Raw genomic sequence first — 22,551 nt, forward strand, 5'->3', positions numbered from 1 at the left:
GCGATCAGCTACGTCGTGCAAACGCGCCAATGCTGTTAAGCAGCGGCTGCTGGTCGCCGACCCAGAACCAGTGATCGTTGCCGGCAACCTCAATGAACTTCGCGCCTGGGATGTTGGCCGCGAGGAAGCGCCCGGCTTCGATGCGAACGGCGCGGTCGCCGGAGCGGTGCAGAACCATCGTCCTTGCCGAAACCTTTGCAAGGAGATGACGGACATCGGTATCACGCAGCGCTTCCAGCAGACCCGCGACCGCGCCGGGACTGGAGGCTGCCCTGAGCAACCCTGCCCACCAGGTCTGCGCCTGGCGGTCTGCGGCCAGGCTGGGGGCGAAAGTTTCGATTTCCGCCGGGCCACCCCAACTGGCGAGCAGTCGTTGCTTCCACAGATCGTATTGCGCGACGGTCAGGGCAAAAGGATAGTCGGGCGCGCGGCTGCCTTTCGCAAGGGAACCCCACAGAACAAGACCGATCAGGCGATCGGGGTGGTTTACGGCAAAACGGACACAACCCGGCCCACCTTCTGACGCGCCGATGAGCAAGGCCCTACGGCTACTGGCCGCGTTCATGACCGCCAGAATGTCCTGCGCCGTTGCTTCGACGGTCGGGCGGGCACCGACACGGTCAGAAAGTCCCATGCCTCGCCGGTCGAAAAGGATCAGGCGGCCGAGATGCGAAACCGCGGTGATCCAGGCGCGGCAGCTTCTGTCTTCCCAGATACGCTCGACATGCGAAATGAAGCCCGGAACAAGCACGATATCCATCGGACCGCTGCCAACGATCTGATAGGCGATATGGATGCCGTCCACCTCGACATAGCGCGTTCTGGGCACGTCCGGGGCAGCATCGTGAGATGGCTCATGCAGCAGGGCAAGCGTGGCTGGGTCCGGCGCTATGCCGAGTTCTTCCCGCAGCAACCGAACACAGGTGTCCCTTTGGCGCTCGGCTGCCGCCCTGTCCCCGGCCGCCAGGTGAGCACGGATCAGGTGACGGTGCGCACTTTCACTCAAAGGGTCCAGTCCCGTCAGGCGCGTCGCATGCACGACCGCGCTGCGAGGCTCACCGGCGGCGATCTTCGCTTCGATGAGCCGCTCCAGCGCCTGCACGAGCCGGCTGCGCAGGGCCTCGCGCCTGAAGAAGACCCATTCCTCGAATTCAGGACAATCAGGGACGGAGAAGCCGGCGAGATAGTCGCCCTTAAGCATGTCGGCTGCCTCGTCGAGAGGGCCGACATTGCAGACATGCTCGAAGACCTTGGAGTCGACCTCAACGGACAGCGCCGGGTGCAGGCTTAGGGATGTTCCGCTGGTAGCGATAACCTCGCTGCCGAACGCGATGCGGATTTTATACAGCGTGCGCCGAAGGCGTGCGCGTGCGGCTTCCTCGTCGGTTTCGGGCCACAGAAGCGTGGCTGCGACCTCACGCGCCACAGGCCCGGCGGCCTCGGCGAGGTAGACGAGAAGCGCTGCCGCCTTGCGCAAGGCAAGTTCCACCCGCCGCCCGTTCAGACGCAACTCAGGAAAACCCAGAAGTCGGAACTCCAATCGCTCCATCGATCCGTATGCGGCCGCGCGGGGACGTTGAGGGGACGCCGGCCTTCTATCCACCCCAGGAGGTCGGGCCGATTGAGCCCAATCAGGAGACTCCCTTGGAGCGAGAAATGTCACCGGTCAATACTCTCACCCATCATCGCACGTCCGAGGCTGTTGCCAGGGACGGCATCTCTATCGCCTACCAGGACCTCGGTCGCGGCGAGCCGCTCGTACTGCTGCATGGCGTGACCGAAAACAGCGAGTCCTGGCACGAGGCGGGTTACGTCGACCAATTGCTGCGGCGCGGGCGCCGGCTGATCCTCATCGATTGCCGCGGCCATGGCCGGAGCGGAAAGCCTCACAACCCGATTGCCTATTCCGGGCTCAGGCGGGCAGCAGATGTCGTTGCGGTGCTCGACAGTGCCGGCGTCCAGCATGCTGCATTGATGGGACATTCAATGGGCGGCGTGGTCGCGCTGGCCGTGGCTCTCTACCACCCGGACCGCGTCAGCGCGCTGATCGTCAATGGCGCGCATCCGTACGCGGAGGATCTCACCTCCCTCCGAGCGGCGCTCAAGAATGACTTCGAGACCTGGCTCGCCTCCTTGACGCAACTGGCCCCCGACCTTTCGCAGGCCGCAAGCCGGCGGATCAGGGCCAACGATCTCACCGCTGTTCGAGCAAGCCTTGCCAAGGACAGGCTGGATTTCTCGGCGGCCTTCGCGGGGCTGGGGATACCGGTGTTGGCAATCAGCGGCACGCTCGATCCCCGTTGCGAGCCCGTCCGGAATTTCGCGGAACTGGCGGGCGGCGAGTTTCTGCCGCTCGCGGGCAAGAACCATGTCACCGCCTTCCTCGATGTCGACACCGTGACGCCGGTGGTCGACGCTTTTCTGGACCGTGTCGGTGCTCAGAGCACAAGGCAAGGAGGCTAAGCCATGTGCCAAACCTGTCTCTCCTGGTATGCACGCTGCATTGCTCCCTACGTCGTCCACGCCGGCTGTTCGGCCAACACATTCGCACACATGCGAAGGCGAATGATCCCGCGGGCAGAGGGCATTGTCGTCGAAGTCGGCTTCGGGTCCGGCCTGAACCTTCCCTATTACGACGCTGCCAGGGTCGAGCGGCTGATCGGCGTCGATCCCGACGGCACGATGCTCGGCCTGGCTGCACCGAAGAGCCGCACCTTGCCGTTCGATGTCGAATGCCTCCGGGCCAGCGGCGAAAGCCTGCCGCTGGCCGATGCCTTCGCCGACACGGTTGTCGTCACCTATGCCTTCTGTACCATTCCGGACCCTGAGATGGCGCTGACCGAAATCCGACGCATCCTGAAGCCGACGGGCCGGCTGATCTTCATAGAGCATGGCCAGGCCGAGCAACCGCGTTGCCGCAGATGGCAGGAGCGCCTGAACAGGCTGTGGGGGCGGATCGCCGGCGGCTGCCACCTCAATCGCGATCCGTTGCTCTTGATCCGCGGGGCCGGCTTCAGTCTCGTTGAAGAGGAGCGCGGGCGGTTCTCGCTGCCTTTCTGGCAATTGGGAAGCCACTACGCTGGCGTCGCGGCACCCCCGACAGGTTGACGGCCTTCGTCGAAACCTGCACGTCCGAAAATGCGCAAGATGCTCGCGCGGCTCTTCCGCCACGCACCCCGCGTCTCAGAAAATCGAATCCGTGATGGCCTTCACCGGCCCGAGCAGGACCGATCCGTCCGGCACGCCGGCGTCGATCGGAATAGCCCGGCGATTGGCCGTTGCCACCATTGGCTGGCTGACATCGCTGGTCACGATCACCGGTGTCTTCGAAGGCACGCGGTCGTAGAGATCGATGATGTCCTGGTTCATCAGGCGCACGCAGCCTGACGAGACCGACTTGCCGATTGACTTCCATTCGGGCGAGCCGTGCAGGCGGTACAGCGTGTCGACGTCGCCCTGGAAGAGGTAGAGGGCGCGCGCCCCGAGCGGGTTCTTCAGCCCGCCCGGCATGCCACCATTTTCGGCGCTGTATGGCTTCAGTTCCGGCTGCCGGGCGACCATTTCATCCGGCGGCGTCCATTTCGGCCATTTCTGCTTCCACTGAACGACGGCGTCGCCGGACCATTCGAAGCCGGCGCGGCCAAGGCCAACGCCGTAGCGGATCGCCTGGCCGCCCTGGCGCACGAGATAGAGATGGTGCCCGGTCGTGTCGACGATGATGGTGCCGGGTTTCTGTCCCGTCGGATCGGGGACGATCTGGCGCAGGAACTGCGGATCGATCCTCTCGAACGGTATTGGCGGAAGGTCGAAGCCGCCGTCGCTGACGGCCGCGTACATCGTCGCGTAGTCGGGCAGCGGCGGCTCGACATAGGTTGGCGGCGGTGGCGGCTCGACCGGTTCCGGCCCGGTGGTGGCGCATGCGGAAACCGCGATCGAAGCGGCGCCTAATGCAGCGGCGTTGAGAAAGCCGCGACGGCTCAGGCGAAAGGATTCGATTTCGGCTATGGACATGGTTGCCTTCTTTAGGTGTCAAATCGCAACAAAGGTTGAAACGCCGATTGCTGCGTGGGTGTCTGACAACACCCGGCGCGATAGGCGGTTCCGATTCTGGCCCGAACGTGGACAAACAAAGGCGAAGCTGTGACTGCGCTGCCACTGTGGCGTCAGAGACACAGCTTTGCAACCTAGCTGCCGGGCACCAATGCTTCGAGCGATGGCAGGATCAGGGCCGGTGGAAAGTCCCGGTACTCTTCCGGCTGGTTGGAACGGTTGATCCAGACCGTGCGGAAGCCGAATTTGGTCGCACCGGCGATGTCCCAGCGATTGGAGGACTGGAAGGAAACCGCGTTGGGATAGAGGCGCCAGCCGGTAGTGACCATGTCGTAGACCGCCGGATCGGTCTTGAAGCGCCTGACCGTATCGACCGAATAGATGTCGTCCAGAACCTGATCGAGCGCGGCGGACTTGACCGCTGCCTGCAGCATTTCGGGCGAGCCGTTGGACAGGATCGCCAGCTTCGCTCCCGAAGCCTTGAGCGCCTTGAGCACGGCCGGCACTTCGGGATAGCAATCCAGCCGCCAGTAGGCGTCCAGCAGTTTGGCCTTGAGGCCAGGGTCGGCCGAGGGAACCTTGCGCAAGGCGAAATCGAGCGCCTGTTCCGTCAGTTGCCAGAAATCGGCATAGGCGCCCATCAGTGTGCGCACCCAGGAGTATTCGAGCTGTTTGGCGCGCCAGATTTCGGACAACAATTGGCCGTCCGGCCCAATCTGGTCGGCATGACGGCGCACGGCGGCATGCACGTCGAACAGCGTGCCGTAGGCGTCGAAAACATAGGCGGCGTATTGCATGGCAACAGTTTTGAGGCGAGGCGCGAGAAGGTGCAAGCTTTGATTGCATCGCTCGCGCCGCTGGCCTCAACAAAACTCCGCGATGCCGGTTGACGGCGCCCGCCAAAGCATCTTCCAATGACTGTCACACGAGATCGATCGGGACGGGATAACGCGATGACACTGGCGGCTGAGGCACTATCCGCGACATGGACTTTCGTCGATGGTGATTGGCACGAGGGCAATGTCGCCATTCTGGGGCCGCGTAGCCACGCCATGTGGCTTGGCACCAGCGTGTTCGACGGCGGCCGCTGGTTCGAAGGCGTTGCCCCCGACCTCGACCGCCATGCCGCCAGGGTGAATTCCTCGGCGATTGCGCTCGGCCTCAAGCCGTCGATGACCGCCGACAAGATCGTCGGGCTTACCTGGGACGGGTTGAAGAAGTTCGATGGCAAGACAGCCGTCTACATCAGGCCGATGTACTGGGCCGAGCATGGCGGCTATATGGGCGTTCCGGCCGATCCCGCCTCGACCCGTTTTTGCCTTTGCCTTTATGAGTCGCCGATGATCCCGCCGACTGGCTTTTCGGTGACCGTATCGCCGTTCCGGCGCCCGACCATCGAAACCATGCCGACCAATGCCAAGGCCGGCTGCCTTTATCCCAACAACGGCCGTGCCATTCTCGAAGCCAAGATGCGCGGGTTCGACAACGCGCTGGTGCTCGACATGCTGGGCAACGTCGCCGAGACCGGAACCTCGAACATCTTCTTGGTCAAGGATGGCCATGTCCTGACGCCGGCCCCGAACGGCACCTTCCTGTCCGGCATCACCCGCTCCCGCACCATGACGCTGCTCGGCGAGTATGGCTTCAAGACTACCGAAAAGACCCTGTCGATACGGGATTTCCTGGAAGCGGACGAAATCTTTTCGACCGGAAACCATTCCAAGGTGGTGCCGATCACGCGCATCGAGGATCGCAACCTGCAACCCGGGCCGGTGGCCAAGAAGGCGCGCGAACTCTATTGGGATTGGGCGCATTCGACGTCGGCTGGCTGACGCGTCCGGCCCGGCCTTTTGTCGCTGCGCGGTTCGTTGTCGGAAAACCGTGTGACAGTTTTCCGCTACCCGCCTAGAAAGGGAACCGGCGCTTCATTCCGGAGTTGTCCGAGCTCAATCCAGACCTATCTTAGTCCGGTATCGACACCGGATTTTCCACGAGGGAGTACTACCCATGGCTTTTGAATTGCCCGCTCTGCCTTACGACTATGAGGCCTTGCAGCCTTACATGTCGAAAGAGACGCTGGAATATCACCACGACAAGCACCATAAGGCCTATGTCGACAACGGCAACAAGCTGGCCGCGGAAGCCGGAATGGGCGATCTGTCGGTGGAAGAGGTGGTCAAGCAGTCGTTCGGCAAGAATGCCGGCCTCTTCAACAATGCCGCCCAGCATTACAACCACATCCATTTCTGGAAATGGATGAAGAAAGGCGGCGGCGGCAACAAATTGCCCGGCGCCCTGCAGAAAGCAGTCGACAGCGATCTTGGCGGCTACGACAAGTTCAAGGCCGATTTCATCGCCGCCGGCACGACGCAGTTCGGCTCAGGCTGGGCCTGGGTTTCGGTCAAGGACGGCAAGCTGGCGATCTCCAAGACGCCGAACGGCGAAAACCCGCTCGTCCATGGCGCGTCGCCGATCCTCGGCGTCGACGTCTGGGAGCACTCCTACTACATCGACTATCGCAACGCCCGGCCGAAATATCTCGAGGCGTTCGTCGACAGCCTGATCAACTGGGATCACGTGCTTGAGCTCTACGAAAAGGCCTGATGCATGTCGCCCAAACGTGCGCAGCGGTTTTGGGACCACGACGTGTACGAGAGCAAGGACTCAAGCAGCGTCGTTTGCGTCCCTTTGGACGCGACGCGTTTGATGACCTGATCGATCTCCAGCAAAGCCCCGGCACTCCCGGGGCTTTCTTTTGCTGTGGCGCAGCAAATTCATCCGAGGCGAAGGGAATATTCCCTTCGTGGCATCCGTTAACGTCCTGTCCCGAAATGCCCCTCATCCCCAAAATACCTTCATCATGGAGCCAATTGAATGAGAAAGCTTGTCATCGCCATCTCAATGCTCGCCCTCGCGGCGTCGGCGGCCTTTGCCGACCCGATCCTCGATCGGCAGGCTCTGATGAAGGAGCGTGGAAAGATCGTCGGCGGCATTTCCAAGGTGGTAAAGGGCGAGGAGCCTTTTGATGCCGCAGCTGTGCTGACGGCCCTGCAGGCACTGCAGGCGAATGCCGAGAAGGTCGATGTCGACGCGCTGTTCCCGGCCGGCAGCGACACGGGCGACACCACGGCTGCGCCGAAGATCTGGGAAGACATGCCCGGCTTCAAGGCGGCCAACGACAAATTCATCGCCGACGTCAAGGCAGCGACCGCTGCCGCTCCCGCAGATGTCGATACGTTGAAGGCGCAATTTGACACCATCGCGTCCAACTGCGGCACCTGCCACCAGACCTATCGAGTGAAAAAGGGCTGATAGCAGGCCATGCCCTGGCTGAAAAAGCTCGTCGGCGCCCTCGTCGTCCTGGGCGGCGTTGGCGCGGTTGCCGGGTGGGTCCTGTCGGCGCCTGTGAGGCTCGACAGCGAGACCCTGGCCAAGCTCGGCCCTGGCGACGCGGCCAGGGGCAAGCGCATTTTCTATGCCGGCGGTTGCACCTCGTGCCATGCAAAGCCGGGGTCGCAGGGCGATGCCCGGCTTCAGCTGGTGGGTGGCCTCGCGCTCAAGACGCCATTCGGCACCTTCGTGCCGCCCAACATTTCGCAGGACCCCAAGGACGGCATCGGCGCATGGTCGGTCGAGGACCTCGCCAATGCCATGTTGAAGGGGGTGTCGCCGTCGGGCGAGCATTTATATCCGGCGTTCCCCTATGCGTCCTACGCACGCATGAAACCGGACGACATTGCCGACCTCTATGCCTTCCTGAAAACACTGCCGGCCGTCGCCGGCAAGGCGCCAGGCAATTCGCTGACGTTCCCGTTCAACATCCGCCGCGGCATCGGCCTTTGGAAACTGGTTTATCTCGGCAGTCAGCCGGTCGTTTCGCTTCCCGAAGGCACGCCTGATCCGGTGATGGCTGGTCGCTACCTGGTCGAAGGGCCGGGCCATTGCGGCGAATGCCACACGCCGCGCGACTTTGCGGGCGGGACGAAGAAGAGCGAGTGGCTGGCGGGCGCCGTGGCCGCCGAAGGCAGCGGCATCGTGCCGAACATCACATCGGGCGAGGGCGGCATCGGCAACTGGTCCGAAGGCGACATCGCCAATTACCTCGAGACCGGCTTCACGCCCGATTTCGATGCTGTCGGCGGCGCGATGGTCGACGTGCAGAAGAACATGGCCGAACTGACCGCAGGGGATCGTGCGGCGATTGCCGCCTACCTCAAGGCGGTACCACCGCATCCCAACGGTTATCCGGCGCGCAAGAAGACGGCGAACTGACGCACGCCGCCCAAAACTACGCAGCGGTTTGGGTCAACGACGTGTCTTAAGCGCGGCGCGTGACTCTCGTCAGGCGCGACGCGCTCTAGCTGTCGGGTGCCAAGTGGCGGTCGCCCAGAAAGTCGAAGCCTGCCTCGAAAAAGTGGTTGTAGTTGCAGGTCAGTTCCTCGCCGGATGCGATGTCGCGCAAGGCGTAGGTTTCCTCAGGCGACGAGACATCGCAATTCGGCTCATCGTCATGGTTCATGTAGCGGGCGTCATCGGCTTCGAAGACGATGTAAGACGGATCACGCCGGTCCGGGTAGGAATAGCGATCGAGATAATTCTTCACCGGCCCGGTCTCGCCCTCATAGGTCTCGACGTCGATGATCCTGTCGAAGCGGGGGTCCAGCTTCCAGATCAGCGTGCCCTTGGGGATGTGGTGCTTGGCAAAAACGCCGATGCCCTGGATCGGCGATTTGTCGAGATAGACGTCGACGAGCAGCATAATGGACCCTTGTGCGAGTGCGGGCTTCGTCGCCCGGGAAAGTCGTGCCTTGGGTAGCGCGCGACCATCGCAATTGCGAGGGGAAATGAGCGATGCGGAATTCAAAAAGTCATGATCGCTGAACCCAAAAGTGAACGTCGTGTCCGCAGCCTCAGCGTTGCTGCAAGGCCAGACGGACGCCCAAAGCACAGTAGATGCCGCCGACAATCTTGCCTTGCCACTTGAGCACCCTCGGATTTCGGCGCAGGAAAGTGCCAAGCCGACCGGCGCTCACTGCAAAGACGACCGTGCTGAGAAGACCCAGCATGACGAAGATGACCCCCAATATGGTCATCTGAAGCATCACCGACCCGTTTTCAGGCCGCACGAACTGAGGCAGGAATGCAAGGAAGAAAAGCGCGGTCTTGGGGTTGAGCACTTCGGTCAGGATAGCCTGTCGAAATGCCTTGCCGGCGGAGATGGCAAGCGCGCCGGCAGCCGGGTTGGCCGGTGTTTTCTCGATGATCGCGCGAATGCCGAGATAAACGAGGTAGGCGGCGCCAATGTACTTTACGATGCTGAACAGCGCCGCCGAAGTGGCGATGATCGCCGATATGCCGACCATGGCCATGACCGTGTGAAACACGTCGCCGGCCGCGATCCCGGCACCGGTCGCAATGCCCACCTTCGTTCCCGAACTCGTTGCCCGCGCGACCGTAAGGAGGGTGGCTGGGCCTGGAATGAAGACAAAGCCGAGCACAACCGCGATGTAGGCTGTCAATGTTGACAGATCGATCATTGGCGAATCTCTCCTGTAAGCTGCGCCTTGCCCATCACCTTCAGTGCGAAGGAATAAGTATAGGCGATCTCCTCCAGTCGCGAAAACCGGCCGGAAGCGCCGGCGTGGCCCGAATCCATGTTGATCTTGAACAGCACGGGATTGTCGCCGGTCTTGCGGTCGCGCAGCCGTGCCACCCATTTGGCCGGTTCCCAATAGGTGACGCGCGGATCGGTGAGGCCGGCCAGCGCCAGGATTGGCGGATAGTCGAGCGCGGCGACATTGTCATAGGGCGAGTAGGCGGCGATGGTTCGATAGTCGTCGGCGGACGCGATCGGGTTGCCCCATTCCGGCCATTCCGGCGGCGTCAGCGGCAGGCTGGCGTCGAGCATCGTGGTGAGCACGTCGACGAAGGGCACCTCGGCGACGATGCCGCCAAAACACTCCGGCGCCATGTTGGCGATGGCGCCCATCAGCATGCCGCCGGCCGAGCCGCCTTGCGCAACGATGCGGTCATGCGTCGTGTAGCGCTCGGCAACGAGGTGGCGCGCACAGGCGATGAAATCCGTGAACGTATTCATCTTGTGCGCCCGCTTGCCGTCATCGTACCAGCCATAGCCCTTGTCCTTGCCGCCACGGACATGAGCGATGGCAAAGACAAAGCCGCGGTCGACCAATGAGAACCAGTTGGTGTTGAATGCGGCAGGCACCGTGATGCCATAGGAGCCGTAGCCGTAAAGCAGGCAAGGTGCGGATCCATCCAGCGGCGTGTCGCGGTGGTGGAGAAGCGAGATCGGCACCAGTTCGCCATCGGCGGCGGGCGCCATCAGCCGCCTGGTGACGTAGTGATCCTGGTCATGGCCGGAGGGCACTTCCTGGGTCTTGAGCAGCACCCGCTCGCGCGTGCGCATATTGTAATCGAACACCTGGGCCGGCGTCGTCATCGACGAATAGGAAAAGCGCATGATCTCGGTATCGTACTCATAGGAGCCCGACAGGCCGAGCGAGAAGGCCTCCTCGTCGAGGGACAAAAGATGCTCCTCGCCGCTGCTGCGGTCGCGCACGACGATGCGCGGCAGGCCTTCCTTGCGTTCGAGCCGGACCATGTGGTCTTTGAAGCCGATCACCGACAGGATCAGCCGGCCAGGTTCATGCGGCACCAGTTCCTGCCAGTTGGCGCGTACCGGATCGCTCGCCGGCGCGGTCATGATCTTGAAATCCTTGGCGCCATCGGCATTGGTCAGGATGAAGAAGATGTCGCCGCCTTCTTCCAGATCATATTGAAGGCCGGTCTCGCGCGGCGAGACCAGCTTCGGTTCGGCAAACGGGTCGCTGGCAGGCATCAGGCGGTATTCCGAGGTCTCGTGATCGTTGATGCCGATCATGATCCATTCGTTGTTGCGCGTGCCGTCGACATTCATGAAGAAGCCGGGATCGCTTTCCTCATAGATCAGCCGGTCGCTTTCGGGGCTTTGCCCCAGCGCATGGAACAGCACCTTGGACGGGCGGTGGTTGGGATCGAGACGCGTGTAGAAGAAGCCGTCATCGCCGGCGTTCCAGACGCCTGAACCGCCCGTGTCGGGAATCCGGTCGGCGAGCTCCCTGCCATCGTCAAGGTCGCGCACGCGAAGCGTGTAGAATTCGGAGCCCTTGTCGTCGAATGCCCACAAGAGCTTGCGGTGGTCGGCCGAATGATCGACGCCGCCAAGACGGAAATAGGCCTTGCCCGCCGCCTCCGCATCGCCATCAAGCAGGATCTGCTCGGCGCCGCCGTCGCGCGGCATGCGGAAATAACGCGGCTGCTCGCCGCCAAGCTTGAAGGATGAGCCATAGGCATAGGGTCCGTCCTTCATCGGCACGGAGGAATCGTCTTCCTTGATGCGGCCCTTCATTTCCTTGAAAAGCTGCTTCTGCAACTCGGCCGTGTCGGCCATCAGTTTCGACTGATAGGCGTTCTCGGCCTCGAGCGCGGCGCGGATACCTGCATCGAGCAATGACGGATCCCGGAACATCTCCTGCCAGTTGTCGGCCCGCAGCCAGGCATAGTCGTCGGTTCGCGTGATGCCGTGATGCGTGTCGGAAACCGGCCGTTTCTCGGGCGCTGGCGGGCTGACGTGCGGAAATGCGGAAGTGCTGGTCATTGCGTCTCGCTTTGCCGATATCTTGAATGGGGAAGCATCTTGAATGGGGAACTGTCTTAAATAGCGAATGAACACGCCGATCAGGTCGGGTTCAAGAGCCGCAGCTTAAGGGTCGTGTCGGCTCCAGATGATGGGCCGGGAGGAGAGATGATGAATATATATGCTCTTATTGCGGCAGCTTCGCCGTTGCTTCACTAACTCTGACTTTTGCCGGCCAGTCTCATGCGACCGTATTCGCGGCTTGGCAAGTGGCCAATGTGCCGTTCGGTGACACGCTCAATGTGCGCAAATACCCTTCGGGCACATCCCAGAAACAGGCGGCGTATCCGAACGGAACCGTTCTGCAGATGACCGGACGATGCACCGGCGGGATAAACCTGCTCGACATCTTCAATCATCCGGCGTGGAAGCAGGAACAGACGGTTCGCTATCGTTGGTGCGAAGTCTGGCATGACCCGGCCCAGAACGGCAACTTCGTCACTGGCTGGGCCTATGGCAAATACATCACGTCGCATTGACTGACCTGGCGACTACTGATCCGAGCCAGTTCACATGACCGGCATGTCGCCTGGTTGCTTGCGCAGGCCATGCGGCAACCTGTGGTTTTGTGGACAGGTATGGGCAACCAAGCTTGCCCGTCTGATTGCCAAGCAAAATCAAGCATTGAAACCTGCTTTGTGAGTTATCGCGAATGTAACGACGAACTGACGTTGCGTCAGCGGTTGCTGGTTGGCGGGCGAAATATCGAAAAATTACAAAATGCACGAAAGGTTGAAGCTAATCCGGGAACAATTGATCAACATTGTTCAATATAGCGCAAAGACCGAATTGACTTACTTGGTCAGCAGGGTCATTGATGTGCACGCGACACGAATCGCAGAAGCTCTACCTGCATAAAAATTCGCGCGATGCCCTGCCTGAAAAAAAGGGCGCACACTGACGTAACTCTTGTTGGGGCCTGATGACCATGGATATTGTCGAAACACCTTCCAGAAACAGCGATGCGCTGATCGAATTGACCGCCGATGTGGTGGCCGCCTATGTCAGCAACAATCCCGTGCCGGTCGGCGAATTGCCGAACCTGATATCCGATGTCCATGCCGCGCTCGGGCGCGTGGGTGGAACTGCCGAACAGCCGCCTGCCGACAAGCAAAAGCCGGCAGTCAACCCGAAGCGCTCGGTTCATGACGACTACATCGTTTGCCTTGAAGACGGCAAGAAGTTCAAGTCGCTGAAGCGTCATCTGATGACCCACTACGACCTGACGCCGGATCAGTACCGCGAAAAGTGGAACCTCGACCCGAGCTATCCGATGGTTGCACCCAACTATGCTGCTGCGCGGTCCCAGCTTGCCAAGAAGATGGGTCTCGGCCGCAAGCGCAAGGCGCGGTAATCGCTGCTCGCCACTTCGGATCGACATCAACGGCGCCTTCGGGCGCCGTTTGATTTTGTGTGAAAGGGTTTTCCATCCGGAATTGCGTCAAGATGACGAAGTAGTGCGTTTCTACGCTCCGTGGAGCGATGAACCGCTCCGGCTGTCAGGCGGTCTGCTTCAGCGCCGCCTCGGCGTCGCGCTTGATGCGCTTGACCATGGAGCGAAGGCCGTTGGCGCGCTGCGGCGACAGATGTTCGTCGAGGCCGAGCTCTTTCAACGTTGCTTCGGCGTCGGTCCTCTGGATCTCGCTGGCGGTTCTGCCTGAAAACAGTGCCAGCATGATCGCGACCAGCCCGCGCACGATATGGGCGTCCGAATCGCCGGTGAAGGTTATGACCGGATCGCCCCCCGGTCCGCGTTCGGTGGTCAGCCAGACCTGGCTGACGCAGCCCGGCACCTTGTTGGCAGCGTTGCGCTCATCGTCCGGAAATGGCGGCAGCGCCTCGCCGAGGTCGATGACGTAACGATAGCGGTCTTCCCATTCCTCGAGGAACGAGAAGTCGTCGCGGATCGTCTGGATCGTCGTCGTCATAGTTCGGATATAGTCACGCGGCGGCGCCACGTCACGGAAAAAACAAGGACACCGCGGGCGTCGAGAGGGCAGACAGCCCGCGGTGCGCCGTCGAGACGGCTAATTCTGGACCGGTAGGTTGACTGGCAAATTGACCGTTTGGGGCAAGACGATTTCCTCCGGCACGCTGCCGGTCATCGTCGACGTGTCAGGGCCCGCGGTGGACTTGTCGTCCAGCATCGCTGCCGCGATCTTGGCGGTCTCCTTGGCGCGGGAGGTGATGGTGTGCATGGCCGACTTGCCGGTTTCGCAGACGTCGGGTTTGCGTTCGCAAATGCCGGCGATGTCGCCAACCGCTTCACGCGCCGCAAACAGGGCCTGGATCGGCCCGACGCTCTCGCGGCCCGATTCGTCGGGACCGACAGCCAGTGGCAGCGCCAGCAGCACCAAGGAGAACCAGAAAGCCATTCTTATCAGGAAGACCATTCCCTTGCCTCTCGTCGTGACCGGATCATGCATCCATATGGCATGACCTCTTTTGTAGGCAGGATGGTGGCACACAGGCGCAAAGGACGGCTTGCAGGTTCGCCGAGAATTTTCCGCAAATTTTAGGCAAATCCGAAACGAACCGTTGTGCAAACTGTTTGTTTCAAATCCGAACGATTTTTCTTAACGCCGGATAACCATCTATCTATCTGTCTTGAATGCGTTTTTCGTGAAACCCGGGAGTCCAGGCGTCGCGTGGATACACCCCTTGGGCGTGGGCGCCGGATAACCCTCCGTTTACTATGGCTGCATTTGCCCGGGCTTTCGGCTGCCGGCATCCCGATATTTGCCGCAGGCCGGGCCTTGGTCGGCGCTGCCTTATCCATTCCTTAAACGCTGGATGCGAGTTTCTGAGTCAACCAAAACAATCTGCAAAAGCAGAGCTGTCCACGACGAGTACGGGTGCGTTGAGTTGAGTTCGATCAAGGCCAGATACGTTGAATTGCCTGGCGCGATAGCGGCTGGTTGCGAACGTATGGTTCACCCGTCCATCCTTGGGCAGAACGACCGCGAGCGCCAGCGCCGCTTCATCGGCGTCATGCTGGCGGCTCCTTTTTTTGCCGCCGGCGCCGCGGTCACGCTGGTCACGTCGGGCATGGGCGCCGCCGTCACCGTGGCCGCCATCTTCGCGGCCTTTGGCCTGTGCTGGTTCGTCGCCCTGCTGGTGGCGGCGACCGGCAAGATGGCCATCGCTGCTCAGGTCGCTCTGGCGATGGCCGGCATTGCACTAGGCGGTCTCATCGCCGCCGCCGGTGGGCTGAGCTCTCCCGTCGCCATGCTCGTTGTGGCGCTGCCGTTCGAAGCCTGGTGGATCGGCGCCTCGCGGCGTGCGGCATTGTGGGGAGCCGTGTCGGCCGCTGTGGCCATCCTGGCGCAGCCTCTGGCAGGAATTCTGTTGCCGTTCGCCGGAGCACAGATTGCCGCGTGGCACTGGCTGGTGCCGTTGGCCTGGGCCCTCACATTGATCCCGCGCGCGTCGGCGTTTCAAAACACGACCGGTGCGGCCGACGTCACCGACGCGGCAGACCGTCTTGAAGACATCATCGATGCGGTGGTCTTGCGCGTCGCCCGCCATGGCGAGGTTCTGGACGCTTCGGCAAAGGCGCGCACGCTTTTGAAGCTGCCGCCCGAGCTGCTGTCCGGAAACGGCTTCTTCGATCGCGTCCATCTGTCGGATCGCGTCTGCTATCTCAGCGCCTTGGCCGACATGCGCGACGGCGCGTTGTCGCGCCGGCTCGAATTGCGCATCAGGCTGCCTCAGAACGGCAATGGACAGGCGGCCGACAATTACCGGCCGTTCTCACTCGATCTGGTGCGAGGTGAAGAACAGGGCGACGTCTTCACGCTTGTCCTGCGCGAGAACGACGACATTGCCCGGCTGCGCGAAAATCTCGCTGCGGCCAATGAGGCGGCGGCCTCGGCCGAAGTCGCCAAGGGACGCTTCCTGGCGGTGGTCAGCCACGAACTGCGCACGCCGTTGAATGCCATCATCGGTTTCTCCGACATGCTGCTGCACGAGATGTTCGGCGCCTTCAAGGATCCGCGCCAGAAGGAGTATGTCGGCCTGGTGAGGGATTCGGGCCAGCATCTGCTGGCCGTCGTGACCTCGATACTCGACGTGTCCAGGATCGAGTCCGGCGTCTATGCGACCGAGCCGGAGCCGTTCCGGTTCGCGGAAGCGGTCGACATGTGTCAGTCCATGCTGCGGCTGCAGGCGCAGGCGAAGAACATCGATCTGCAGACGCAGATCGCGCCGGACGCCGGCGATATCAATGCCGACCGGCGTGCCGTGCAGCAGATGCTCATCAACCTTGTTTCCAATGCGATCAAGTTCACCCCCGATGGTGGCGATGTGGTCGTCGGCGCCAAGCGGATCGGTTCGCGCCTGCATTTCTGGGTCAGGGACACTGGCATCGGCATCGCCGAGGAGGATTTTGCCAATCTCGGCAAGCCCTTCATGCAGATCCAGAACGACTATACCCGCCGGTTCGAGGGGACTGGCCTCGGCCTTTCGCTGGTCAAGGGCCTGGTGGCCCTGCACGAAGGCACGATGTCCATCGAAAGCATGCCGGGCGAGGGCACCACGGTGACCATCAGCCTGCCGGTGAACGGACCGAAGGGACACCAGGCGGAGAAGGCCGGAGTGCTGACGATGCCGGTGGCCATGGCGAAAGGGGACAGAAATGGCTCGCTCCGCAAAACGGCCTAAGGCGGTCAAGCGCCGCAGCAACGCCTTTCAGGACGGCGCCGTCGCCGTCGGCGGCGCGATCTCGCGCAATCCCGTCCTGGTCGGCGGGTCGACGGCATTCCTGGTGACGCTGTTCTACGTTTCCGCCAATGCCTTGTGGTACCAGCCTTTCCCGCATGCCGGCGCGTTCTTCGCGACCCGCAGCATGGAGGGCTTTCGGCATACAGCGTCCGACGAACCGGAGACGACGTTCAACATCGTGCGGCCATCCGGCACGCCGGCACCGATCAAGGGCGATCCGGTGGTCGAGCAGGTGCAGGGCATACTGAAGGATCTCGATTTCTATTCCGGAACGGTCGATGGCATTTCCGGGCCCAACACGCGCAAGGCCATCCAGGCCTATCAGCAGAAGGTCGGGCTCAATGCGTCCGGCGAGATCGACGCGCTTCTGCTGGACCAATTGGGCGCGACGCCGAAAACAGCGGCCGTCATACCGAGACCGCAGCCGCGCCCGGATATGCCGGCCGCCGTTCCGGTGTCCTTGCAGACAAACTCTGGGCAGACCAATTCCGGGCAGGCGAATGCCGACCAGGCGAATGCGCCGACGCAGGCACCCGATGCCCGCATCGTCAAAATCCAGGCCGGGCTCAAGGCATTCGGCAATGACGACATGCAGCTCGACGGCGTCGTCGGCACGCGCACCAAGGCGGCGATCAAGGAATTCCAGTCGCTGTTCGGGCTGCCCCAGACCGGCGAGCCCGATGAACTCGTGTACGTCAAGATGCGCGAGATCGGCCTGACCAACTAAGGGGCTGAAACGACGGCTCGCAGAGCGGCGGAAATATCGATAGATAGCCCGTACGCTTTCTGGAGCTTCTCATGCGCGTCACATCGGATCTGTGGGTCTCGGCCCTGTTGCGCCGGGTTTTCGGCGCCGGCGGATTTGCCACCGTGGTCAAGCGCGGCGCAACCGAAGCCGGCGCTGTGTTCGTGCTGGCGCGTGGCAGGTCTGGAGACATTGCCCTGTTCGGGCCGGCACCGCAGACAAGCTACGATTCGGCGAAGCCCGACGATCGCTTCTTCAGCCTTCTCGGCGCCGGCGATGATGCCGCCGTGCTCGAAGCACGGCTGGAACGGGAAAAGAAATTCGATCCCGACATCTGGGTGGTCGAGATCGAGGCCGGTGCCGTCTCCGTCGAGGAGCTTATTTCCGTGAAGTCGCCCTGAGGCCGGACGAAGCCGCCGCATCGTCGCTGTTCGATCCCGTCCGGTTATCGCTGTTTGCCGGTGCCGCCTCGCGAACCGCTCTTGAAAGGGTCTCCGCCTTCCAGAGCCGCACCTTGTCCTGAGCCGCATCGCGATGCAGCAGGCGGTAGCGGTCGAGGAAGGCGCGGATAGCCTGCGGATGCGGGAATTGGCTGGGATAGACCGCAACCGTGATCAGGAATGCCCGGTCCTCGCTGAGGTCAAGAGAGCGCAGTGCTGCAAGCAGCGAGGCATAATTCTGGTTGCCGGTGAGCGATCGCGCGATCGAGAAATCGATATCCAGTGCGTCGGCGAGCGCGGTCTGGAAGAACGCCGCGTTTCCCGTCAGCGCCGTCTCGCGCAGTTTGAGATAGGCATCCGCGCCCGTGAACGGATCGGCGGTCGTCGCCCCGGCTTCGTCGCCGGTGCGCATCATGGTGCGCAGCCTGCGCCGTGCGTTTTCAGCGGCAATGCCGGCCGCCCGTTCTCTGGCGGGCTCTTCCGAGACGGCATCCGTGCTCATCGGTGCAATCTTGTCCGCCGTGGCCGTCACGGCCCTGTCCGCGGCGATGCCGTTCGCGTCCGGCTCCCGCACGCGTACCAGGGTTGGTCTTTCAAGCGCCCTGATCAGGTCGGCGATGGTCGGGTTCAAGTCCTTGCGCCGCGCAATGGCGCGTGCATGCGGAAGGCCGTGCCGCCCGATCAGCGCGATGAGGTCGATGTCACTGACCGCGCGGGAGCGAATGAGCAGCGGCGCGGCAATGTCGACCGGCTCCTCGCAAAGACGGCGCACCAATGCGGCGGGGGCATATTCGCATTCGGACAGGGCGGCCGCCACGTAGCGGCGTGATTCGACGGACACATTGTCGAACAGCGGCAGCGTCAGGTCTTCGAGTTGGCCGATCTCTCGGCGTGACGGGCGGGTGAGCGAGCAGAACGCCGACACCGCGGCGCGGAACAGCCTTTCAGCTTTGCCCGAGTCTGTCCGTATCGCGATTTGCCTGAAGTCCGAAGATGACACGAAGGATACGCCCGCACTCGACACAAACTCGACCACGCTCGACCGGGACTGTGTCGGTTTCGCGTTTGCCGCGGGTCGGAACGCCCTGACCTCGAGACAAAGATCAAGTTAGCGACGATCCGTTAGCGCTCCGTTAACCCTCTGCCGTCCTTAATGATATTTGGAGGCGTTGCGTTGTGCTCCGGGGAAACCGAGAGGAATGCGCGAATCATGGGCATGGTACTGTCTTTCGTGCCGCGTACGGCACCAAGCAATCGGACAAAGCAACCCGCCGAAATTCCGGCGGCGGTGATCATCTTCCCCGGCATCCGCTACGAGCGGTCGCATGCCGGCGAAGTGCGGCCGGTCGATCCCGACAAGCCGGGATCGCCAGGGACGAAGCCGGTTCCTCACCACTAGAAGTCTTGCAGCTCGCAGGAACTCTTTTCGAGGAAGCTTGATACGATCGGCTTCCAGCTGTCATCGGGCACGAAGGTGCGGATGACGAAGATGCCTTCCTCGATCGGCGCCTCGACGAAGATTGCTCCCTGAAGGTCCTCGGGAAGGTCCTTGCGCACGTCGATCATCTGCGCCGGCGTCAGCACGACGGCATCCAGCACGCCGTCGTTGGCGGTGTGGTCGTTGAAGGAATAGATGTTGTGGCCGCTGCGGTCATAGACCGACACCGACCAGAACGGCACATGTCCCGGCGCCTTGATGCGAACCACTCCTTCGCCCAGATCGAACCGGCACGCTGTCGCGTAGAACAACGGGTCGACGGACTTCACCACCGGCGCGCCACCGGCCTCCGCATCGAGACGCGTCATCCTGTAAAGGTCCGAGGTCATGGACAGCCGCGACCAGGCGTCTCGTTCGGAAAATTCAGGCACCAGGAGCAGCACGACGATGTGCACGATGCCGGCGCCGACCAGGCCGAGCAGGACAGCATGCAGAAGCTTGCGCATCGCCGCATAAGAGCTACGCATTGCAGCCGACCTTCAGGATCCGCGGCAGCGAAACGTCCGACAGGCCGGTGCTGCTGGCGATCGGCGTGTCGTAGAATGTCAGCACGAAATACATTCTGCCGAAGCCGCCGGTCAGCAGCCAGTTGCCCGGCATCGGGTGATCGCTGGCGGAAATGATGACCGAATTGTCGGGTTGTCGTACCACCCCATAGGATTGCAGCGCCGCAAGGCGTGATTTTCCGGTTTCGACCACGCCGAGCGACTGATCGGCGGCATAGAGCGTCCAGAACCGTGCCGTCGGAAATCCACCCTCGATCGTGTAGGTGCATTCGCGCTTGAGTTCGCCGCCGCCAGCGTCACGCTCGGCGACGAAGGACAGCCCTTCGGCACGGCCGAGCGCAAGCACGCCCTCACGCGCCACGCGGGCCTTCGAATAGGGGTCGGCGGCTGGCGTGCCGATATCGGGAAAGGCCGTCCATTGGCCGATCCGGATGGCGCCGACACCATCCTGGGCTTTCAGCGCATACCAGACGCTGCCGCCACCGCCGCCGATGGCTATGACAAGCGAAAGCAGCGTCAGGAGTGCATTCTTGAGCATGAAGGGCCGGGGACACGAAGAGTTGCCGCTCGGGGATATCGCGGCGCGGGGTCCCGTGGCAAGCGGGCCGATGGATTTGCCCGCCCAAGCCAGCCGCAAAGATCCACTCAGTCGGAAAGAATCACAGTGCCGACAGCTTTTCCGGCGGTTGAGGCGCTGCGAGGGCCGGCGCTGACTGGAACTGCTTGGTCATGTCCCTCAACGTCTGCGTGGTCCGGCTGGACAACACCGGCGGCCGTTCGGCCGCCGCATCGGCTGCCGCTTGATCGTCGCTCTTCTTCTGCGCTTCCCCGGCCTTGGCTGCGATCTCTTCATCGACAAAAGGCTTGTCGATGCCCGGGATCGGCTTGAGGTCGATGTTTTGATGGGCATAGACCATGAGACGCTGCCAAACCATTGCCGGCAGCGAGCCGCCAGTCATGTTCTTGGTCGGCGTGAAATCGTCGTTACCCAGCCACACGGCCGCCGTGTAGTTGCCGGTGAAGCCGACAAACCAGGCGTCACGGTAGGATTGCGTAGTCCCGGTCTTGCCGGCGACGACGATGTTGGGAATTTGCGCGCGGCGCGCCGTGCCCATCACCGGCACCGCCGCCAGCATGGTGTTCATGGATTTGAGCGCCTGCTCGGACAACACCCGGTGCGGCGGCGGCGCATCCTTGGCGAAGTCGTAGACCACCTCGCCGGTGCGGGTGACGAGCTGCGTGATGCCGTGCCGGGAGCCGACAAAGCCGTTCTGGGCGAACACGCTGTAGCCCGTCGCCTGATCCATCACCGTCATGCCCGAGGTGCCGAGCACCATCGTCTTGTGCGATTCGAGCGGCGATTCCACCCCCATCGCCTCGGCCATTGCCTTGATCGGCGGGATGCCGAGATAGTCCTTGGCCAGTCGCACCGGCACGGTGTTGATCGACTTGGCCATCGCCATGATCAGTGTAATCCGGCCGGCCGATTCGCCGCTGTAATTGTGCGGCGACCAGGTGCCCCAGCTGATCGGGCCGCCGGAAATGATGGAGTCGGGCGTGAAGCCGTGCTCCATCGCCGTTGCATAGACATAGGGCTTGAACGACGAGCCGGTCTGGCGCAGCGCCTTGGTGGCACGGTTGAACTGGCTGGCGCCATAGTCGCGGCCACCGACGATGGCTCTGACGGCGCCGTTGGTCTCGATGACGACCACAGCGCCCTCGGTGACGTTATACTCCTTGCCGAACTGGCGCAGGTGGAACTCCACCGATTCTTCCGCCGCCTTCTGGATGTTGGCGTCGAAGGTGGTGTGGGCCACAAGCGAGTGCTGGCCTGGCTTGGCGATCTTCTTGACCTCGTCGAACGCCCAGTCGAGGTAATAATCCGGGCTTTTCTGTTCGCCGCGATCGACGACATCGGCAGGGTGCAGCCTTGCCTGCAGCACCTGACCCTCGGTCATGAAACCGGAATCGACAAGGTTGGACAGCACCACATTGGCGCGCGCGCGCGCCGCCGGCAGATTGATGTGCGGTGCATATTTGGTCGGCGCCTTGAACAGGCCGGCCAGCATCGCCGCCTCGGCGAGGTTCAGGTCCTTGACGCTCTTGCCGAAATAGAAGTCGGCGGCCGCCTCGATGCCGAACGTGCCGCCGCCCATATAGGCGCGGTCGAGATAGAGCTGCAGGATTTCCTTCTTCGACAGATTGGCCTCGAGCCACAGCGACAGGAAGGCTTCCTTGATCTTGCGCTCCAGGGTGCGCTCGTTGGTGAGGAACAGGTTCTTGGCCAGCTGCTGGGTGATGCTGGAACCGCCCTGGACGACGGAGTTCGCCCGCACATTCTCGAAGATAGCGCGTGAAAGGCCAAGCACGTCGATGCCGTAATGATCGAAGAAGCGGCGATCCTCGGTGGCGAGCACCGCCTTGATGACGTGATCGGGCATCTCGTCGACCGGCACCGAATCGCGCTGGATGATGCCGCGCTGCCCGATCTCGTTGCCGTAGCGGTCGAGGAAGGTGACGGCGAAGTCGCCCTGGGCGCGCCAGTCGCCAGCCGTATCCTGGAAAGCCGGAACGGCCAGCGCCAGCATCACCACAATGCCACCGGCACCCAGAGTAAAACCTTCGCTCAACAGTTCGATGATGCCGCGGCGCCAGCCGTTGACGCGGAAGCGCCGCGAGAAGATCGTCGCCGCTTCCCAGAACTGGCGCGCCTTGAAACCGATCTCGTAGAGCGAGGAATCGAGCCAAGCATCGAGCGCCAGCAACCGGGCTGCGATCGGACCTCTTCTCTTGTGCGGTTCAGGACTGGCCATTCGGAAATCCGGCTCGGCGATGGCGCGACCTGAAAACCGCAAACCGGCAATTTCAGGGCGGCGCCCTGTCCCGACTATTCA

General features: G+C 62.3%; 24 protein-coding genes. 12 read left to right on the forward strand and 12 right to left on the reverse strand.

Translation table 11 applies throughout. The features are described 5' to 3' along the window. Positions 1-4: 4 nt before the first annotated feature. Complete coding sequence (locus tag AC1DYW_RS11230) at positions 5-1,549, reverse strand: bifunctional AfsR/SARP family transcriptional regulator/alpha/beta hydrolase (RefSeq protein WP_477226438.1); 1,545 nt, start codon at positions 1,547-1,549, stop codon at positions 5-7. Positions 1,550-1,656: 107 nt separating this feature from the next. Between AC1DYW_RS11230 and AC1DYW_RS11235 the strand changes: the two genes are divergently transcribed. After that, positions 1,657-2,463, forward strand: coding sequence for an alpha/beta fold hydrolase (locus AC1DYW_RS11235; protein ID WP_477226190.1), 807 nt, complete (start codon positions 1,657-1,659; stop codon positions 2,461-2,463). Between the two features lie 102 nt (positions 2,464-2,565). Continuing rightward, positions 2,566-3,108: a class I SAM-dependent methyltransferase gene (locus tag AC1DYW_RS11240; RefSeq protein ID WP_477226191.1), complete on the forward strand. Its 543-nt coding sequence runs from the start codon at positions 2,566-2,568 to the stop codon at positions 3,106-3,108. Between the two features lie 75 nt (positions 3,109-3,183). Here AC1DYW_RS11240 and AC1DYW_RS11245 read toward each other — a convergent pair whose 3' ends face one another. Further along, complete coding sequence (locus tag AC1DYW_RS11245) at positions 3,184-4,011, reverse strand: L,D-transpeptidase (RefSeq protein ID WP_457152418.1); 828 nt, start codon at positions 4,009-4,011, stop codon at positions 3,184-3,186. 173 nt (positions 4,012-4,184) lie between these two features. Beyond that, positions 4,185-4,847: a haloacid dehalogenase type II gene (locus AC1DYW_RS11250; RefSeq protein WP_095089865.1), complete on the reverse strand. Its 663-nt coding sequence runs from the start codon at positions 4,845-4,847 to the stop codon at positions 4,185-4,187. Positions 4,848-5,003: 156 nt separating this feature from the next. On the opposite strand from AC1DYW_RS11250, the gene AC1DYW_RS11255 reads away from it, so the two are divergent. The 4 genes from AC1DYW_RS11255 (at position 5,004) to AC1DYW_RS11270 (ending at position 8,322) form a co-directional block, all read left to right on the forward strand. Next, positions 5,004-5,882: a branched-chain amino acid aminotransferase gene (locus tag AC1DYW_RS11255; protein ID WP_457152417.1), complete on the forward strand. Its 879-nt coding sequence runs from the start codon at positions 5,004-5,006 to the stop codon at positions 5,880-5,882. A gap of 175 nt (positions 5,883-6,057) precedes the next feature. Beyond that, the gene (locus AC1DYW_RS11260) at positions 6,058-6,654 is read left to right on the forward strand and encodes a superoxide dismutase (RefSeq protein WP_095089869.1); all 597 of its coding nucleotides are present in this window, start codon (positions 6,058-6,060) and stop codon (positions 6,652-6,654) included. A 270-nt stretch (positions 6,655-6,924) separates the two neighbouring features. Continuing rightward, on the forward strand, positions 6,925-7,362 hold the full coding sequence (locus AC1DYW_RS11265) for a c-type cytochrome (protein WP_095089871.1): 438 nt from the start codon (positions 6,925-6,927) through the stop codon (positions 7,360-7,362). Between the two features lie 9 nt (positions 7,363-7,371). Further along, positions 7,372-8,322: a cytochrome c gene (locus tag AC1DYW_RS11270; protein ID WP_477226192.1), complete on the forward strand. Its 951-nt coding sequence runs from the start codon at positions 7,372-7,374 to the stop codon at positions 8,320-8,322. Between the two features lie 85 nt (positions 8,323-8,407). On the opposite strand, the gene AC1DYW_RS11275 is transcribed toward AC1DYW_RS11270, so the two are convergent. From AC1DYW_RS11275 to AC1DYW_RS11285, 3 genes are all read right to left on the reverse strand, one after another. Further along, positions 8,408-8,809 (reverse strand): SET domain-containing protein, encoded by a 402-nt coding sequence (locus tag AC1DYW_RS11275; RefSeq protein WP_477226193.1) that lies wholly within the window; start codon positions 8,807-8,809, stop codon positions 8,408-8,410. 151 nt (positions 8,810-8,960) lie between these two features. Further along, entirely contained in the window at positions 8,961-9,587 is a 627-nt protein-coding gene (locus AC1DYW_RS11280; protein ID WP_477226194.1) for a LysE family translocator, read from the reverse strand. Further along, on the reverse strand, positions 9,584-11,707 hold the full coding sequence (locus AC1DYW_RS11285; protein WP_477226195.1) for a S9 family peptidase: 2,124 nt from the start codon (positions 11,705-11,707) through the stop codon (positions 9,584-9,586). Before AC1DYW_RS11285 ends, AC1DYW_RS11280 begins: the two co-directional genes overlap by 4 nt. A gap of 248 nt (positions 11,708-11,955) precedes the next feature. Between AC1DYW_RS11285 and AC1DYW_RS11290 the strand changes: the two genes are divergently transcribed. Both AC1DYW_RS11290 and AC1DYW_RS11295 read left to right on the forward strand, forming a co-directional pair. Then, on the forward strand, positions 11,956-12,225 hold the full coding sequence (locus AC1DYW_RS11290) for an SH3 domain-containing protein (protein ID WP_477226196.1): 270 nt from the start codon (positions 11,956-11,958) through the stop codon (positions 12,223-12,225). Positions 12,226-12,674: 449 nt separating this feature from the next. Then, entirely contained in the window at positions 12,675-13,100 is a 426-nt protein-coding gene (locus AC1DYW_RS11295) for a Ros/MucR family transcriptional regulator (RefSeq protein WP_095089970.1), read from the forward strand. Positions 13,101-13,245: 145 nt separating this feature from the next. Here the strand turns inward: AC1DYW_RS11295 and AC1DYW_RS11300 are convergent, their stop codons facing one another. Both AC1DYW_RS11300 and AC1DYW_RS11305 read right to left on the reverse strand, forming a co-directional pair. Beyond that, on the reverse strand, positions 13,246-13,674 hold the full coding sequence (locus tag AC1DYW_RS11300) for a SufE family protein (protein ID WP_477226197.1): 429 nt from the start codon (positions 13,672-13,674) through the stop codon (positions 13,246-13,248). A 99-nt stretch (positions 13,675-13,773) separates the two neighbouring features. Beyond that, the gene (locus AC1DYW_RS11305; RefSeq protein ID WP_477226198.1) at positions 13,774-14,139 is read right to left on the reverse strand and encodes a DUF5330 domain-containing protein; all 366 of its coding nucleotides are present in this window, start codon (positions 14,137-14,139) and stop codon (positions 13,774-13,776) included. A gap of 535 nt (positions 14,140-14,674) precedes the next feature. On the opposite strand from AC1DYW_RS11305, the gene AC1DYW_RS11310 reads away from it, so the two are divergent. The 3 genes from AC1DYW_RS11310 to AC1DYW_RS11320 all read left to right on the forward strand — a co-directional run bounded on the left by AC1DYW_RS11310 (position 14,675) and on the right by AC1DYW_RS11320 (position 17,614). Beyond that, on the forward strand, positions 14,675-16,408 hold the full coding sequence (locus tag AC1DYW_RS11310) for a sensor histidine kinase (protein ID WP_457152630.1): 1,734 nt from the start codon (positions 14,675-14,677) through the stop codon (positions 16,406-16,408). Next, positions 16,383-17,195, forward strand: coding sequence for a peptidoglycan-binding domain-containing protein (locus AC1DYW_RS11315; protein WP_477226199.1), 813 nt, complete (start codon positions 16,383-16,385; stop codon positions 17,193-17,195). Before AC1DYW_RS11310 ends, AC1DYW_RS11315 begins: the two co-directional genes overlap by 26 nt. 71 nt (positions 17,196-17,266) lie before the next feature. Beyond that, positions 17,267-17,614 carry a DUF1491 family protein gene (locus AC1DYW_RS11320; RefSeq protein ID WP_457152628.1) on the forward strand — a complete coding sequence of 116 codons (348 nt, stop codon included), beginning with the start codon at positions 17,267-17,269 and terminating at the stop codon, positions 17,612-17,614. On the opposite strand, the gene AC1DYW_RS11325 is transcribed toward AC1DYW_RS11320, so the two are convergent. After that, positions 17,592-18,653, reverse strand: coding sequence for a hypothetical protein (locus AC1DYW_RS11325; protein WP_477226200.1), 1,062 nt, complete (start codon positions 18,651-18,653; stop codon positions 17,592-17,594). The two genes, AC1DYW_RS11320 and AC1DYW_RS11325, sit on opposite strands and share 23 nt — an antisense overlap. Before the next feature lie 210 nt (positions 18,654-18,863). Here AC1DYW_RS11325 and AC1DYW_RS11330 point away from each other — a divergent pair, with 210 nt between their 5' ends. After that, entirely contained in the window at positions 18,864-19,052 is a 189-nt protein-coding gene (locus AC1DYW_RS11330; RefSeq protein ID WP_246461176.1) for a hypothetical protein, read from the forward strand. Here AC1DYW_RS11330 and AC1DYW_RS11335 read toward each other — a convergent pair. From AC1DYW_RS11335 to AC1DYW_RS11345, 3 genes are all read right to left on the reverse strand, one after another. Next, positions 19,049-19,618: a DUF1254 domain-containing protein gene (locus AC1DYW_RS11335; protein ID WP_457152626.1), complete on the reverse strand. Its 570-nt coding sequence runs from the start codon at positions 19,616-19,618 to the stop codon at positions 19,049-19,051. The genes AC1DYW_RS11330 and AC1DYW_RS11335 overlap by 4 nt on opposite strands. Then, entirely contained in the window at positions 19,611-20,195 is a 585-nt protein-coding gene (locus tag AC1DYW_RS11340; RefSeq protein WP_095089905.1) for a DUF1214 domain-containing protein, read from the reverse strand. Before AC1DYW_RS11340 ends, AC1DYW_RS11335 begins: the two co-directional genes overlap by 8 nt. A 121-nt stretch (positions 20,196-20,316) precedes the next feature. Continuing rightward, positions 20,317-22,470 (reverse strand): transglycosylase domain-containing protein, encoded by a 2,154-nt coding sequence (locus tag AC1DYW_RS11345; protein ID WP_095089906.1) that lies wholly within the window; start codon positions 22,468-22,470, stop codon positions 20,317-20,319. Between the last annotated feature and the right edge of the window lie 81 nt (positions 22,471-22,551).

This window comes from Mesorhizobium sp. P2_D5 (assembly GCF_056404355.1).